Source organism: Pseudoalteromonas pernae (assembly GCF_039831865.1).
GTDB classification, from domain to species: domain Bacteria; phylum Pseudomonadota; class Gammaproteobacteria; order Enterobacterales; family Alteromonadaceae; genus Pseudoalteromonas; species Pseudoalteromonas pernae.
This window is the reverse complement of record NZ_JBDODM010000001.1, coordinates 844,409-859,787: the sequence shown is the minus strand read 5'-3', so window position 1 is coordinate 859,787 and position 15,379 is coordinate 844,409. Positions and strand designations below refer to the sequence as shown.

The 15,379-nt window shown below is 46.2% G+C and carries 13 protein-coding genes and 1 riboswitch; of the genes, 6 read left to right on the top strand and 7 right to left on the bottom strand.

What is annotated here, in order from left to right; all coding sequences use genetic code 11:
• Positions 1-48 precede the first annotated feature (48 nt).
• Entirely contained in the window at positions 49-765 is a 717-nt protein-coding gene (locus V1358_RS03740) for a PepSY domain-containing protein (RefSeq protein ID WP_440589863.1), read from the top strand.
• Positions 765-2,594: a 2Fe-2S iron-sulfur cluster-binding protein gene (locus tag V1358_RS03735; RefSeq protein WP_347392634.1), complete on the top strand. Its 1,830-nt coding sequence runs from the start codon at positions 765-767 to the stop codon at positions 2,592-2,594. Before V1358_RS03740 ends, V1358_RS03735 begins: the two co-directional genes overlap by 1 nt.
• A gap of 313 nt (positions 2,595-2,907) precedes the next feature.
• On the opposite strand, the gene V1358_RS03730 is transcribed toward V1358_RS03735, so the two are convergent.
• Positions 2,908-5,007 (bottom strand): M12 family metallo-peptidase, encoded by a 2,100-nt coding sequence (locus tag V1358_RS03730; protein WP_347392633.1) that lies wholly within the window; start codon positions 5,005-5,007, stop codon positions 2,908-2,910.
• Positions 5,008-5,075: 68 nt separating this feature from the next.
• A riboswitch (cyclic di-GMP riboswitch) is annotated at positions 5,076-5,161 on the bottom strand.
• Positions 5,162-5,422: 261 nt separating this feature from the next.
• On the opposite strand from V1358_RS03730, the gene V1358_RS03725 reads away from it, so the two are divergent.
• From V1358_RS03725 to V1358_RS03715, 3 genes are all read left to right on the top strand, one after another.
• A complete protein-coding gene (locus V1358_RS03725) occupies positions 5,423-6,040 on the top strand; it encodes a response regulator (protein WP_347388905.1) in 618 nt (205 codons plus the stop codon).
• 330 nt (positions 6,041-6,370) lie between these two features.
• Entirely contained in the window at positions 6,371-6,922 is a 552-nt protein-coding gene (locus V1358_RS03720) for a hypothetical protein (RefSeq protein WP_347388906.1), read from the top strand.
• Between the two features lie 11 nt (positions 6,923-6,933).
• On the top strand, positions 6,934-8,115 hold the full coding sequence (locus V1358_RS03715) for a S8 family peptidase (RefSeq protein WP_347392632.1): 1,182 nt from the start codon (positions 6,934-6,936) through the stop codon (positions 8,113-8,115).
• A gap of 85 nt (positions 8,116-8,200) precedes the next feature.
• Here V1358_RS03715 and V1358_RS03710 read toward each other — a convergent pair whose 3' ends face one another.
• On the bottom strand, positions 8,201-9,604 hold the full coding sequence (locus V1358_RS03710; RefSeq protein ID WP_440589862.1) for an alanine/glycine:cation symporter family protein: 1,404 nt from the start codon (positions 9,602-9,604) through the stop codon (positions 8,201-8,203).
• Positions 9,605-9,885: 281 nt separating this feature from the next.
• On the opposite strand from V1358_RS03710, the gene V1358_RS03705 reads away from it, so the two are divergent.
• A complete protein-coding gene (locus V1358_RS03705) occupies positions 9,886-10,653 on the top strand; it encodes an EAL domain-containing protein (RefSeq protein WP_347388908.1) in 768 nt (255 codons plus the stop codon).
• A 47-nt stretch (positions 10,654-10,700) separates the two neighbouring features.
• Here V1358_RS03705 and V1358_RS03700 read toward each other — a convergent pair whose 3' ends face one another.
• From V1358_RS03700 to dbpA, 5 genes are all read right to left on the bottom strand, one after another.
• Positions 10,701-11,612, bottom strand: coding sequence for a pirin family protein (locus V1358_RS03700; protein ID WP_347392631.1), 912 nt, complete (start codon positions 11,610-11,612; stop codon positions 10,701-10,703).
• Positions 11,613-11,785: 173 nt separating this feature from the next.
• The gene (locus V1358_RS03695) at positions 11,786-12,349 is read right to left on the bottom strand and encodes a hypothetical protein (protein ID WP_347392630.1); all 564 of its coding nucleotides are present in this window, start codon (positions 12,347-12,349) and stop codon (positions 11,786-11,788) included.
• A gap of 2 nt (positions 12,350-12,351) precedes the next feature.
• Positions 12,352-12,849 carry an RNA polymerase sigma factor gene (locus V1358_RS03690; RefSeq protein WP_440589857.1) on the bottom strand — a complete coding sequence of 166 codons (498 nt, stop codon included), beginning with the start codon at positions 12,847-12,849 and terminating at the stop codon, positions 12,352-12,354.
• A complete protein-coding gene (locus tag V1358_RS03685; protein ID WP_347392628.1) occupies positions 12,846-13,547 on the bottom strand; it encodes a hypothetical protein in 702 nt (233 codons plus the stop codon). Before V1358_RS03685 ends, V1358_RS03690 begins: the two co-directional genes overlap by 4 nt.
• Positions 13,548-13,743: 196 nt before the next feature.
• Positions 13,744-15,144 (bottom strand): ATP-dependent RNA helicase DbpA, encoded by a 1,401-nt coding sequence (gene dbpA, locus V1358_RS03680; RefSeq protein WP_347392627.1) that lies wholly within the window; start codon positions 15,142-15,144, stop codon positions 13,744-13,746.
• Positions 15,145-15,379: the final 235 nt, after the last annotated feature.

Here is a 15,379-nt window from a genome sequence, read left to right as displayed (position 1 = left end):
CCGCCTTTTAGCGCACTAAAAACGAGTCGCAAATATCACAAATGGCTCATGTTGTTTGTTGGTTCTCAGTTTGTGATTTGGTCGGTCACGGGGGCATATATGGTGTTTTTTGATATCGACTATATCCATGGCGATACCCTAGTGAAAAACCACCAAACCAAAGTGCCAGTGCAGCAGTTGAACTACCCGATGAGTTCGCTTAGAGCGCAATATTCGCAATTAGAAAAGCTCTCTGTGGGCATGCATATTGATAAACCGGTTTATCGCTTTGTGCAAGATGATGTGCATTACATGGTGGATGCGCAAACGGGTGAGTTGCTATCGCCCCTGAGCAAAGAACAAGCCCTCAAGGTTGCGCAGTATGAATACGCAGGGAGCGGCAGCATTGACAGTGTTGAGTACATTGATGCCAATCCGCCCGCAGAGTTAAGCAGCCGAGTGCACAGTGCATTACCGGCATGGCGAGTAAACTTTGATAACGTGGGCAGCCCAACGCTCTATATCTCGGAGCGCACAGGGGAGGTCTTAGGGAAACGCCATCAATGGTGGCGTTTATTTGATTGGATGTTTCGCTTTCATGTGATGGATTACCAAGACAGCGAAATTGATAACTCCTTGTTGTTTTGGGTGACTTTATTTGCAATTTTTGCCGCCGTTATGGGGGCTGTGCTGATCTATTTCACAGTGATCAAAAACAAGATTAACGTGCAGGGTTTAATCCCGCGACTTCATAAAAATAATAATATTGAACAGGGTCGTGTGTAATGCAGTGGACAAGAAAAATACACAAATGGGCGTCCGTAATTGTCGGCATCCAACTATTACTGTGGTTGGGTAGTGGCCTTTATTTCAATCTCATGGACCATCATAAAGCCGGTGGTCACACATACCGTGCGCACGGGCACTCTGAGATAGAAATTGACACCAGCGCTTTAGTTGAGCCTAAGCAAGTGCTTGAAAGTGCAGCGCCCAGCGTGGAGTTAAAACAAATAACCTTGCTGGACCAGCCCTATTACTTGGTGAGCCACAAACGCGGTTTGTATGCGTATTTTGAGAATCAGTACAGCTTATTTGATGCCTACACAGGTGACAAAGTGCGCATTGATGGCGCTTTTGCTACGCGACTTGCAAAGCGCTCTTATAATGGACCCGGTGAGGTGGGGCAAGTGCGTCTGTTGCAACCACCAATTGAAGATTTCCCCAAGCAGAAAAATGCTTCATGGCGTGTCGATTTTAACGATGACATTGAAACCAGTGTCTACATAGAGGCTGGTTCTGGACGTGTTGTTGGTCACAGTGATGCTCACAAACGTTTCGCTGGTATCTTCTTTATGCTGCACTTTATGGATTACGGCAATAAAGGCAATTTCAACAGTATTCAAATTATCCTCTTTGCGTTCGTCACTTTGTGGTTAACCCTAACAGGATTTATTTGGACGTTGGATTTAATCAAGCGCGGCCAATACAAGGTTAAATTATTCTCTTCGCACAGAGAAATTAAGCTCTTTGATCATCAACAGCAGCTTTTGGATCATGTTGATATTTCAACAGCCACCAACCTGCTTGATGGGCTTAGCGAGCATAATATTGCTCTGCCTTCGAGCTGTGGCGGTGGCGGCACGTGTGGCCGCTGTAAAGTGCTTATTAACCCTGCACCACAAGTAACCTCAGCAGACAAACAGCATTTCTCGCAGCCAGAGCTTGAGCAAGGATTTCGACTAGCATGTCAGCATTTCTCGGATGATGTGCAAGACATGACCTTGTTTGATATCACCGACGCCCAAAAAATGACACTGACCTTGTTGAGTAGTGAGTTTGTGACGCCTGAAATCAAAGAGTTACGCTTTAAGTTGCCTGCGCAAGGACTGCAATACAAAGCGGGAGCGTTTATGCGCTTTTTAATTCCAGGTGGAGTCGTCAAAGCGAAGCCAGATAGGCTCCCTGAGCAATATCAAGCACACTGGCAGGAGGTGGAAGAGGGCACATTTGAGGCGCAGGCTTGCTCACGCAATTATTCGCTTGCTTCGGTTTCAGAGCTCACTGATGAACTGGTGTTTACGGTTAAATATCAACGAGCACCGGAGCAGGGAGTGCCAGCTGGCAGCGGTTCAAGCTATATGTGTAATCTCAAAGTGGGTGACACCATAGATGCTGTGGGGCCTTTCGAAGAGTTTTATGTCGAACCTTCGATTAACGCGCCTATCATTGTGGTCGGTGCAGGTTCAGGTATGGCGCCCCTGCATTCCATCATCCAAGACTTGTTGTTAAATCGACACTATCAACAGCCGATTCATTTTTACTTTGGTGCTCGCAGCCAAGGCGATTTATTATACCGCAGTGAATTTGAGCGCTTAAGCCAGCAATTTGCCAACTTCCATTTCACTGGGGTGTTATCGCAACCTAGTGCTAACTGGCAAGGAAGGAAGGGGTATGCGCAGCAAAGTATGTTCCAAGACATCACCGATGAGTTGTTGCTCAGTGCTCATTTTTACCTCTGTGGCCCGCAGGCAATGATGGATGACACCATCACGGCTCTGCACAAAAGGGGTGTAAGCGACCAGCGGATTCATATTGATAGTTTTAACTACGCGTAGCGATAGTAAATAAATGCATTTAAGAAAAGGACGCTAAATCAGTGTCCTTTTTTTACAGGAGCGCAAACCCACACCTACCTTGTTGGCCACTTCTTACAGCATCAATATGATGTTCCGAAGGAGTTGATAAACTCGTTACAACAAGAGCGGTGAACGAAACGCTTAAAGCCACGGCGCGCGAGTCGCGAGATGCTGATATAAAAAAAGCAGCCATTAGGCTGCTTTGGGCTCAATTTCAGGGGAATCAATTGATTAAAAATAGCGAACAAACTGTGTTGCTTTAGTGCTTCCTTGCACCAGTCTTACTCCCATTTCACTTTGCACAGTTTTTTCCTCGACATGGCTTGTCACCGCCGCCACCGCCGCTTCCAGAGGTTGTAACCGTCACCGAACTCCAATTGCTCCAGGTCGAAGCGCCAGCGTTATTTGTGGCGCGTACGCGGTAGCGGAAAGTCCCACTGTCGCTGGCATCCACATAGCCTGTGGTATCTGCAGCTGTTTGCGCAATGATTTGGGTTGCACGCCATTGACCATTCTTGTGTTGTTTTTCACGTTGAATGTCAAAGCTGTTCTCGTTGTCACTGTTGTCAGCCCAACTTAAGGATGCGGTGCCATCTTGGCCGTTCGTTGTGCTTAGCAATGACGGAGCGTTTGGAGGTAGTAATTTATCTAGCGTGGTCGCACACAAGGACGCAGAAGGTAGGGTGGTATTGTTCGCTAAATCTTTCGCCTGCACGCTAAAACAATACTGAGTATTCGGCGCCAAGCCTGTAGCTGTGAATGATGTGCTACTTTGCCATACGCCCGTTGAGCAATCATTGCCGCTTTGGTTGCAATTAAACAAGTAACTGACAGTGGAGCCGTTATCATCAATGGCAGTGGTTGCTTGCATTGTCACTGCACTGTCACTGATTGCAGCTGGCGCTGCTGCGAAGTTCATCGGGTTAGGATCTGGTGCTGTGGTGTCAGGTGCTGCTGGCGGCACAAAGCCGTTTAGGTAGTAATGACCTTGGCTTGCGTAATCACTCACATAAGGGCCTGATGTGCCATACACTTCAAGTAAGTGAATGCCCGCCGCCAGATCAATTTGAATATTGGCGTTGGTATCTGTTTGTGGCTCTGCCGTTGCCAATAAATTGCCCTGTGCGTCATACAGTCGTAAGCCAACATCCAAATTTGAACCGCGGCGATTGGTGCGTGTAAACGCATCCCACGCTGGCGTTGCTGTGAATTGAGCGGCACCAGTGCCTGCGCTGAATTGAAACCAATCGCTGTCACCTTGCTCGATAGTACCCTTGTTAGCTGCTTCAACGTTGCTAGGGTCCGCTTCGCGATTCGTTGCAGAAAATTGACCCGCTTGATCCACAACTAAGGCGATTGGTGATTGTTCATTGCCCTCTTGGTCAATCGACGAACCCAATTTGGTCGCCATGATGGCGATGTCATCTTGAAATTGGTTGGCGTCAGGGTATTCGCCTTTACTCCACTGAGTAATATTTTTACTGTACGAGTTACCCATGATTGGCGCCCAACTATTTAGATCGTTGGTTTCGCCTAAACCGCCATAGTAAGAGGTGGTAGAGGTTCCGTCATGACTAAGGCCAAGATTGTGTCCCAGTTCGTGTGAACCCGCCTCAGACATGGTTGTTGCCGCGCCTCCTGCAAGGCGGTTGTAATATACGAAAGCGGGTTGATAGTAAGTGTAGTTACTGCCACCCCAAACATTTACATAGGCAACACCACCGGCACCTTGTGATGGCAAAGCAACATCAGTGGCATCACTGTCTTTAGTAAATAACACCCAACCAACTTTGGGCCCAAAGCTCGCTGGCGCCTCGGTGGTTACATTGATATCGAACGCTGAGAAGTCATCAGCCATACGTGCCCAAATTAAATGAATACGGCTACGTTCCGTTTCGTTAAATGTGCTTGGATCGCCGTCTAAATCATAGGGAAGCGTGTCATAGGTTTTACCACCGCCCCATGCTTTACCACTGACGATGCCACCATCAAAGTCCAAATACACTGTGTTCGCTGCATTGGGCTTACTGTGTAGCTTGAATACGTCAATCTCGGGTAACGCCGCTGCAACAACTGCAATATCGAGCTCTGTCGATGAGGAGGTTAAGCCTTCTTCAATGTAAAACAACTCGCCTGACGCATCTGCTTCGATGTAATCGGTGTCGATAACTGGGATATTCAGTGTTGAAAGCTTGCTCAGTACCTTAGTTTGCACATGCGCTGGTAGCTTATTCAGACTTTTCTTTAATCGGTTATCGGGCAGTTTGTCCAGCGCTTGGTAGGGTAATTGCAGCTGTTGTTCGCTATCGGGTTTTGCTACTGCATAGCTACTCACCGCGATACTGATAGCGCTAACGATCGCGCTGAGTTTATGTGCAGAACTGAGTTTCATAGTGTTGCTCCAAATATAAATCTGGTCATTTGCAACGCAAAGATAGACAGCCCGAGTTCCCGAACTGTACTAGCAATCCCGCTATCATAGGGCTGACCCCCTTAGACCGGTGACTTTGCGTCCCACCCTTTCGAATGGTTTGCCAAACGTGTTATAAAATTGTTACAAGGCAGGGTAGCAAGAGAAATACTAAATTCCAATATAATTTAAATAAAATAGGAACATAGGACGAGGTAGATGGTGTGACTCAGGGCTAATGGTCAGATTTCTATTTGTTGCGTTTGCAGTTAATTAATAGGATGGTGAACGAAGAGCAGTAAAAGGATGTGTTCTTAATTTGTACCTTTTTCGGGTTGAATCTATGTTTATTAAGGGCCTAACTGTTCAACGATAAGTATTGCTAGGAGGGCGAGCTATGAAAATTATTGTTGCGGACGATCATCCCCTAATTGTTTATGCAATTACGCATAAGATAAAGTCACTGAGGCGAGGCATTGAGATAGAGTCAGCTTATTGTTATCAGCAACTGTTTCGATTAATGGAGCAGTCCACACCCAGTATTGATTTAATTATCACAGACTTAGCTATGCCAGGTTGTGTTGGAATCCAAGGGATCCAGTACATTCGTGAGCACCACCCGCTCACACCTATCATAGTTATTAGCGGCAATGATGATTTTGAGAGTTGCACACAGTGCTTAGATGCAGGGGCTACAGAGTTCATTTCAAAAGCAGAACTAGATACTGTCTTCACATCTGTCATTTCGAAATACCTGAGTGAAAACAAGGATAATACTGTCTCTAGTGAATTATCTAAAACACATGAATACCTGAAACACTTAACACCAAGTCAGAAAAAAGTGCTGCATTTTATATCTGAAGGATACAGTAACAAGGCTATTGCGCGACAGCTGAATCTTTCTGAGAAAACCATTCGAGTTCATGCAAGTGCAATATTTAGACACTTGAATGTTACCAACAGAACACAAGCAGCAATTGAATATAAAAAAACGATCAATTCTCTTCTCAACTAATTACCTCTATCACCATCATGAATTAGCGTGTGTTGTTTGATTAATAGGAGCAACACCTAGTCTAAGTAAGGCGTTAATAAATCATTTGTCCTAGGTCATTTGCTAAGTGCTCTAGGTCAAATGCCTACATATTTTAGTTAATGCGCTCAATATGTTACTTCGTTTTAACCTTTTAAACTAAAACTTCACACAGCTGAAGGTGCATTGCTACTTAGGGGTAGCTCTAACAACTGTTTGAACTTCACAACGGATGACTTCGACGAAACTGCAACGCGTCATTCTATGAAAAGTCGTTAAGTAAGTTGAACACAATTATAACGGGAGGACGTAATGGTCCAATCAAAGCTCAAACTAATCACTGCCGCACTTGTGGCCGGCATGTTGTCAACAGGATGTACTTTTGTTGGAGAACACAAGTTCACAGGGGGCGGCTCCATGGCATCCGCTGGGGGCGATAAGAACGCCGTATTTACCTTTAACGCCCAAAACTGCGGAGGCGAAGAAGTAAAGGGCCGTGTAAATTACATCGATCACAGTGCAATTGATTTTGAGTCCATCGGGGGTGTAAGCCTCAATGCTGAAGTCGATAATTTTGGCTTTTGTACATTAACCGATGAGGGTATCGATTCAGGTGTACAGGAGTGTAACTGTGAAGATCAGTATGAGGCTCAATTTAGCTATTCATCCAAAAATCCAGCGGCACCTGGAGATGGTACGGGGTTTGTGTGCTTTTTCGATACCGGTGAAGGTAAGGGGAATTTTCATGGTGCCATCACTGCTTTTAACTTAATCGATGGCCCATTTGATGGTTATTCCAATGTGGGTACCGTTAATGGAAATATTCAACAACATACTTGCCCAGATAAATCTGACGCTGAATAAGGAGAAAGCAGATGTTTAAGAAAAGTCTATTACCCATAATGGTTGCCACTGCTTTTTCAGCACAGGCAGAGCTGGTCGATGATACAACTAAATTAGAAAGTAAAAGTACCCGTATTATTTTTGAATATCACAAAGGGAACAAAAAAGATTTAGTGAGCGCGATAGAAGCTGCTGGTGGCCAGGTAATGCAAGAGTTGGATAACGACAATGCAATTGCCGCTGTAATCAACTTAGATGTTTACAATACGGTCAAAGGTAATAAAGCGATAAAGTCACTAGAGCTGGATCCGATTCGTAACATGGGTCCAGAGGCTGCTACACCAGCAGATTTCCAAGACTATGTTCCTTATGGCATAGATATGGTGCAAGCAGGGGAGTTGAGTTATCTGGGCGGCATCAAGGTTTGTATTGTCGATACAGGTTATGATTTAGGCCATAAGGATCTACCATCATCAAATGTAACCGGCGATGATGAGGGGGCGGGTCCGTGGTATATGGATGGCCATGGTCATGGTACTCATGTTGCTGGAACTATCGCGGGTATCGACGGTAATGGTGGCGTCACGGGCGTACTTGGGTCCGGTATGGCAGACCTTCACATTGTGCGTGTATTCAATGATGACGGTGGCTTTGTTTACGCGTCAGACTTAGCTGGTGCTGTGAGTGATTGTGCTGATGCCGGTGCGAAAGTAGTGAGCATGAGCCTAGGAGGTGCATTTTCCACTAAAGTGGAACAAAGAGCATTTGCACGTTTGGAACGTGCTGGCGTGTTAGCAATTGCCGCTGCGGGTAATGATGGTAACGCTACACACAGCTACCCAGCCTCGTACGACTCAGTTGTGTCTGTTGCTGCCGTTGATGATCAAATGAACCATGCTGATTTCTCACAAAGAACATCACAAGTTGAACTAGCGGCGCCAGGCGTTGATGTTATTTCAACATACCCCGGGGACCTGTATGCATCAATGTCGGGTACATCGATGGCCACACCTCATGTTTCTGGTGTTGCCGCATTAGTGTGGAGTCACTTCCCACAGTGTAACAACTACGAGATACGCAACGCGCTGAGCGCATCAGCAATGGATTTAGGTGATACAGGGTACGATTACAAATATGGTAACGGCCTTGTGCAAGCTAAAGCCGCTTATGATCTCTTAATGGAGCAAGGGTGTGACGGAAAAGGCGTCAAATAATCAATCATAGGTTAATGTTTCTAGTTCCTGCGCGATTGGATAAACGCTTCAATGAGCGAGAGGTTCTAGAAACATCACATAACGCTTAGTCCCAAATCCCTTTTTCAGATTGACCTTGAATTTCACAGTTTCCGGTTTTGTACTCGGGTATTTTATTTGCGTTGCGCTGGTTGATGTAATCCTTGGTAATGTTAACCACAGTCGGCGTCATCAAAATAATGGCAATCACGTTGATAACCGTCATCAGCCCAAGTGCCATATCCGCCATGGCCCACACTTTTGGCAGTGCGGCTGCTGACCCCCAAATGATCACACTCAAATAACCCGCAGTGTATATCGTTCTGCCGATTTTATTGTCGAGTTTGAACATGTGCAGGTTGGACTCGCCATAGGCGTAGTTTGCCACGACGGAGGTAAATGAAAACAGCGCAATCGCAGCGGCGACAAAGTCTTCCCCACCTGCACCTAGGTGGAAAGTCATCGCATCTTGTGTTAGACGTATGCCTTCCATTTCTCCCGTTTGCTCACCGCCTGCCAGCAGCACGATGATAGCGGTGCAGGTACACAGAATCATAGTGTCTACGAATACTCCGAGCATTTGCACAAAGCCTTGCGTAGCTGGGTGGTTGGGTACAGGTGCTGCACTTGCCGCGGCATGGGGTACGCTGCCGGCGCCTGCTTCGTTAGAATATAAGCCGCGGTTAATCCCGTGTTGAATAGCCGCTGCGAAGGTGCCCCCTGCGACTTGGTCAAAACCAAAGGCGGAGCTGATTATGTGATATATCATGGTTGGTACCAGTTCGATATTCCAAAGCGTAATCCCGACTGCCACCAGTACATAGCCAACGGCCATAAATGGCACAATCATCTGTGAAAAGCGAGCAATGCTTCGTAGCCCACCAACCACGATGAGCGCAGCGAGAATACAAATGACAATACCCACGTAGAGCGGCTCAAAACCATAGGCATGATTGAGCGCGTCGGTAATAGAGTTGGCTTGCACCGAGTTAAATATGAAGCCATAACCAAAGAATAGCGCCATGGAAAAGGCAACAGCCAGCCAGCGTTTATTTAAACCCTGTTGAATGTAGTAGGCGGGGCCACCACGGAACTCCCCATTATCATCTCGCACCTTGTAGAGCTGACCTAGGGCGCTTTCAGCAAATCCAATTGCCATACCTACAAAGGCAATCACCCACATCCAAAATACAGCGCCTGGGCCACCCATAGTGATGGCGATGGCCACGCCCGCGAGGTTCCCTGTGCCTACTCGCGCCGACAAGCTGGTACACAGTGCACCGAATGAGCTAATACCTGATTTGTTGCCATGGGTGCTACCGCGCATTACTGCAAACATATGGGTGAAGTAACGCAGTTGAACGAACTTGAGTTTCCACGTAAACCACACGCCGCATGCGCTCAATAAGGTGAGAAGGAAATAGTAGTTCCAGAACAACGAATTAATGGGGATAACAATGGCTTCATACAGCTTGAAATCCATCAGCAGTGCGAACCATTGGCTTATTGAGTCTAAAAGTGTGTTTGGCACGTCGCTTCCCCTGATTATTTTTGTTGTAGTGGTAATGATAATGTCAGGCTTGGTAGGCGTGTGTCCAGTGCATAAAACTCAATTTGCGTTACAATGAAATTGAAAAATCAGCATATAAACAATAATGTACAAAGCAGCGAGTAGACATAACCGTGAGTACTTGTTTGCGTCCGACGCATGATATAACTAAGCTGAATGAATACACATTACTGGAGTGAATAGTGAACGAAGAGTCACAAAACTGCGATAGGTCGCGTTGCGGCCATTGCGAAGATCTCAGCGGGTTGGGTTTTGATTTCACCATGGCGTTCCAGCCTATAGTGAATGTTAGAGAGCAGTCTATTTTTGGTTATGAAGCCCTAGTTCGCGGGCCTGATAATGAATCTGCATTCTCTGTTATTTCGCAGGTGAATGATTCTAATCGTTACGTATTTGATCAATTATGCAGGGTAAAAGCGATTGCGTTGGCGTCGAAGCTGGGCATGAGCACTAAACTCAGTATCAACTTCTTACCAAACGCTATTTACAGTCCCGAGCGCTGTATTAAAACCACACTGGATGCGGCGCAGAAATACCACTTTCCTGCTAAAAACATTATGTTTGAATTCACTGAAGTTGAGAAAATTGAGGATAGCGCGCACGTCGAGCGAGTCGTTTCCTACTACAAATCATTAGGCTTTAGTACAGCGATTGATGATTTTGGCTCAGGGTATGCGGGACTCAATCTCCTCGCTGATTTTCAAACAGACATCATTAAATTAGACATGGAGCTAATTCGTAATGTCGATACCGACATTGTTCGCCAAGCGATAGTTAAAAATTGCTTGAACATGATGCAAGACCTCAATATCACGGCGTTGGTAGAGGGAATTGAGACTCAAGCCGAGTACCTTTGGCTTAAATCTCAAGGGGTGGAATTGATGCAAGGTTATTTATTCGCTAAGCCCATGTTCGAAGGGCTCCCAGAAGTTGATTTTAGTCAGCTGTAGCGATTGATTCTCAGGAAATGATGGGGGTTACCATCATTTCTTTGCGGTTACTTGGGCAGTGGAATCGACTCATCATCGCCTGGGACGCGTGGAAAGCGGTCCATCTTCCAATCTGTTTTTGCCAACTCAATGCGCTCTTTATCGCTCGATACAAAGTTCCAATCTATATAACGCTTACCGAGTGCGTTGCCACCAATAATAGCGATACGCGTAGGCTCTTTTGCTTCAACAACAACCCCTTTTGGGTTGTCGAGTATGGTCATGGAGTGCGTGGGTAATTCAGTAGCTTTAGCCTGCAAAGAACCTTCAACCACATAAACACCAAGCTCTTGTGCGTTTGGTAACTCTATAGTATGCCCCGTTTTTAATTGCGCCTCTGCATACAAGGTTTTTGAAAAGGTCATCACTGGCGAGTGCAAGTCGTAAGCATCGCCCATCATTACGCGCACTGACACGCCATTAATTTCGGTAGTCGGGATTTCATCACTAGGGTAGTGATAAAAAGCGGGTGAAATTTCTTCGTGCTCAGTGGGTAATGCAATCCACAGTTGTAAGGCGTTGAGCGTTCTTGGAAATGCTTTACGCTTTTCACTTTCGCGCTCTGAGTGAACAATCCCTTTGCCTGCCACCATCAGGTTAATGTCGCCGGGGCGAATTGCCTGCACGCTGCCAAGGGAGTCTCGATGTAAAATTTCCCCCTCGAACAAATACGTAACAGTAGCAATACCAATATGTGGGTGGGGGCGTACGTTGATACCATCACCGGGTTCAAATTGCGCTGGGCCCATATGATCAAAGAAGATCCATGGGCCAATCATCTTGGCTTGGTGTGTAGGTAATGAGCGACGCACCGAAAAGCCCCCAAGATCTTTGTCTCTGGGGTGTAATACCATTCTAATGGTGTCACAGGGTACCGTGCATTCACACTCTTCGAGTGCCTCATTTTGGGTATTACTCATCGTGTGCTCCTCTGCGCCTGTTTTTAGGTTTCATTATTGTCGTTGTTATGTTGCTAGGCGCTTGCGCCGTATCTATCTGTATCACAAACCCTAATTGGGTACAAATAGGGATAAAGATATGTATTAACCCTAGCTCATGAATGGCAGTAATGAAAAAGTGAGCATACGCAAAGTTACTCATCAGTACGCAAGCGTTCTATTTCCTCTAAGCGACGCGGGAAATTTCTTTTGATATGTGTGTATTTGATAATTACCACACCCAGTATCGCAGCAAATACACCTAATTGGGCTAGCCACAGGTGCCAGCTCATCCCCAGCGCTAAGCGCGTGAGTAAAACACCCAACACCGCTGTAAAAAGTGCGGTAACACCCAGTAAGTTTACCCACCAATATCGCATTTGTACTTGCAGGGCTAGATGTTTGTATGCCAATAAACTTTCTACATCCAATGTGCTTGTCCGCCACTGCTTCTTGCGCAGCATAAACGCCCATACGCCTACACTAAGAGGGATGGGAGTAAGTAACGCAAACAGGATCTTTTCGCCAATCTCGGATGCATGTGTGAGCAACATAAATAGGCACAAACAGCTGACCGCGAATCCTATGACTAAATCAGCCCATGCTTTGCGCTTTTCAGCTCGTCGACTCTGATTTACTTGCGCAATCAGTGCATCTACATCAATTTTGGGTGTAGCCTTCTTAAATGCTTGTTGCCATTCATTAAACTGTGAGTCCATAATTACTTTTGCCCCATAATCGTTTCCAGTTCATGCCGTGCACGGTGTGCTCGCTGCGATACAGCAGCCTCGCTCAACCCTAGTGTTTGTGCAATTTCACCATGCGTGAACCCTTCTAGCTGTAGGGCGATCACTTGGCGATAGCGCACATTTAAGCGGCGCATAGCGGTCATTAAATCAAGTGCCTTGTCCTGCGTGTCATTGTGGCCACTACTAAGGACCTCATGCAGCGATTCGTCACATTGAAGGCGGTCGTGCCGCCGAGTTTCTTTTAATACATGATCGACCGCACGGTTATGAGCGACCTTGGCAATGAAGGTTTTGAGGCTTGCATCACCTCTGAATGTTTCCAATGCACGCCACAGCGCGAGGGAGATGTCTTGGATTAGATCCTGTCGATGCATCGCATCAGCCTCGTAAGTAGTGGCAACACGCGCTACTAAGGGCGCGTATTCACTTAATATTCGGCTAAATTCCTTGCTATTAGTCACTCTTATCATCCATTGGTAGTAAACATTGAACGGTAGGCGTAATAGCCGACACAAGTTAACCAAGGTGCCAGAAGTAGACTCCCTAATGCAAATGTAAATGGTGCAATAAAGAGCGCTAGTGCATTGATAACAATGAGGAGGGCTAAAGCCTTGTTGGCGTTTAAACAAACCTTCAGGCTGCGTTTTATGGCCGCAAACACTGGTGTTGAACAGAGCAAACAGCAAGCAGTTGCCAAACTTAAAGCTACCGCTATTGGTGCGCTGGTTGCAAAGATAACACCGAGTTGCCAAGGTGCCACATTGTTGATCTTGCCCCACAAAGTCAGCTCAATGCCTTGACTCCCTAATAGTAAAAATGCGACCAGAACTTCGAAAGCAAACACAGTAAGCCCACACAAAGCCATCAGTGGCATTTTCGACCAACCCGGGGCGGCAAAAATGGCTGTAACCGAAACTTTATTGTGCTGGTCTAAGTGATGCATAACGGGCCAAACCATTGCGGCCAGCAGCCACGCGCAAAACTTAGAAAGGACAATAGAATAAGGTGCGGGTAGGAGTTGCATGAGCCCAGCCAGAACCATAGGAATAATCATAAATAGGAAGAGCGAAAAGGGTGCCTTTTTAAATAGTTCCCATCCTTGATAAAACCAAGATTGTTGAGCCTTAGTATGAGCTTCATTGATATGTGCTTGAACGTTTGTTGTCATGGCTGTAAACCTCAATTGATAGAATTTAACTACCTAGTCGAGAGTGAGGCACTAAAGCTGACAAATATTTACGATTTTTTTATGTTTAGTCTAACTGGACGCAAGCTTATTTTGGTAACAGGCTGAAATTATGGGGATTTATTTAGTCGGCGGATTCAACAAAAAAGGCGCAGCTTTGTTGCTACGCCTTTTCTTATTAGCGAGTAAGTTTGCGGGCGCGGAAGTTTCGCCCTTTCATCTTGCCTTCGCTGATGGTTTTTAGCGCGGCGTTTGCCAACTTGCGTTCAACAGCGACATAGGAGCTGATAGCCGTGACTTTGATTTTACCAATTTGGTCACCCTTTAGCGCATTGTTGGCGGTTAGGGCACCCAAGATATCACCCGGGCGAAGCTTAGACTTTTTACCCCCATCGATTTGAATGGTGACCATAGGCGCGCGACTAATAGGATTCGCGAATACGTTGTCGTTCGGTAAGTCGGTTGGCTCCACCGTGATATCCAAGTAATCCTCAAGGCTATTGACCTTGTGCGACTCTTTGTAGCTCATTAATGAGCACGCTACGCCTTTTTTACCAGCACGGCCCGTGCGGCCAATGCGGTGTACATGCACTTCAGGGTCATGGGCGATGTGGTAGTTGATCACCATGTCTACATGGTCAACGTCAATACCGCGCGCTGCAACATCGGTCGCAACCAACACGCTCAAGCTTTGGTTGGCAAAGCGAACAAGGGTACGATCTCGGTCTTTTTGTTCCAAATCACCATGCAAAGACGCAGCGTCGAAACCACATTGCGATAAGGCATCACAGACTTCTTGGCATTGCGCTTTGGTGTTGCAGAAAATGACTGCCGAGTTTGGTCTAAAGTGCAGCAATAACTTTTGCGTCGCGTTTAGGCGCATGTCATTGTCATCCACTTCATAGAAGTATTGTTCAATAGAACTGCTGTCGTGCTTGGATTCCACAGTCACTTTGTGTGGAGCTTTCATCACATGCTCAGCAAGTTGCTCAATTTTAGGCGGATAAGTAGCACTGAACAGCAAGTTTTGCCTCGTTGTTGGGCAGTGGTCAATGATGTATTGCAATGGCTCTTCAAAACCCATTTCCAGCATGCGATCTGCTTCATCAAGCACGAAGGTGTTTACTTCATCCAAAGATAAGCGACCTTTACGTAAATGCTCTTCAATACGACCTGGTGTACCTACAACTATATGCGCACCATGTTCAAGCGAGCCGATTTGCGGCCCCATAGGGGCGCCACCGCAAAGGGTGAGCACTTTAATATTATGAATGGCACGTGCGAGATTTCGTATTTCGACCGCCACTTGGTCCGCCAATTCACGTGTAGGGCACACGACCAAGGCTTGAACGCGAAAACGCTTCACATTGAGGTTGTGCAAAAGGCCCAAAGCGAATGCGGCTGTCTTACCTGAGCCCGTTTTACCCTGACCAATCACGTCTTTGCCCGCCAAAATAAGCGGCAATGTCTGCGCTTGGATTTCTGTCATGGTGTGATAACCCAAGGTCTCGAGATTATCGAGTAATGACGGTGAAAGGGATGTGGTTGAAAAGGCTGGTAAGGTCACAGTGGCAATCATCTTTAAAATCGAAAAAGCGATTATATCATGCTTATAAGACGCTTGCTCAAGCTGTGGAGCCTTATATAACGGAATTTTCGCGAATCAATATTTTTGTGGATCCTCATTAAATTACAAAGTTTTTGACTTTACCAGCTGAACTCCTCGGCTTGGGTGTTCCTATGTCACTTTTGGTGGCAAAACAGCAGTGACTCAATGTGACGGGACAAAGCTCCTCAATTTATATGGTCATTGT

Bases quoted from the DNA above. Each gene is read 5' to 3' on its own strand.
- V1358_RS03690 (WP_440589857.1), bottom strand. From the start codon at position 12,849: ATGATAAGAGTGACTAATAGCAAGGAATTTAGCCGAATATTAAGTGAA.
- V1358_RS03725 (WP_347388905.1), top strand. From the start codon at position 5,423: ATGAAAATTATTGTTGCGGACGATCATCCCCTAATTGTTTATGCAATT.
- V1358_RS03720 (WP_347388906.1), top strand. From the start codon at position 6,371: ATGGTCCAATCAAAGCTCAAACTAATCACTGCCGCACTTGTGGCCGGC.
- V1358_RS03700 (WP_347392631.1), bottom strand. From the start codon at position 11,612: ATGAGTAATACCCAAAATGAGGCACTCGAAGAGTGTGAATGCACGGTA.
- V1358_RS03740 (WP_440589863.1), top strand. From the start codon at position 49: ATGTTGTTTGTTGGTTCTCAGTTTGTGATTTGGTCGGTCACGGGGGCA.
- dbpA (WP_347392627.1), bottom strand. From the start codon at position 15,144: ATGATTGCCACTGTGACCTTACCAGCCTTTTCAACCACATCCCTTTCA.
- V1358_RS03715 (WP_347392632.1), top strand. From the start codon at position 6,934: ATGTTTAAGAAAAGTCTATTACCCATAATGGTTGCCACTGCTTTTTCA.
- V1358_RS03695 (WP_347392630.1), bottom strand. From the start codon at position 12,349: ATGGACTCACAGTTTAATGAATGGCAACAAGCATTTAAGAAGGCTACA.
- V1358_RS03735 (WP_347392634.1), top strand. From the start codon at position 765: ATGCAGTGGACAAGAAAAATACACAAATGGGCGTCCGTAATTGTCGGC.
- V1358_RS03730 (WP_347392633.1), bottom strand. From the start codon at position 5,007: ATGAAACTCAGTTCTGCACATAAACTCAGCGCGATCGTTAGCGCTATC.
- V1358_RS03685 (WP_347392628.1), bottom strand. From the start codon at position 13,547: ATGACAACAAACGTTCAAGCACATATCAATGAAGCTCATACTAAGGCT.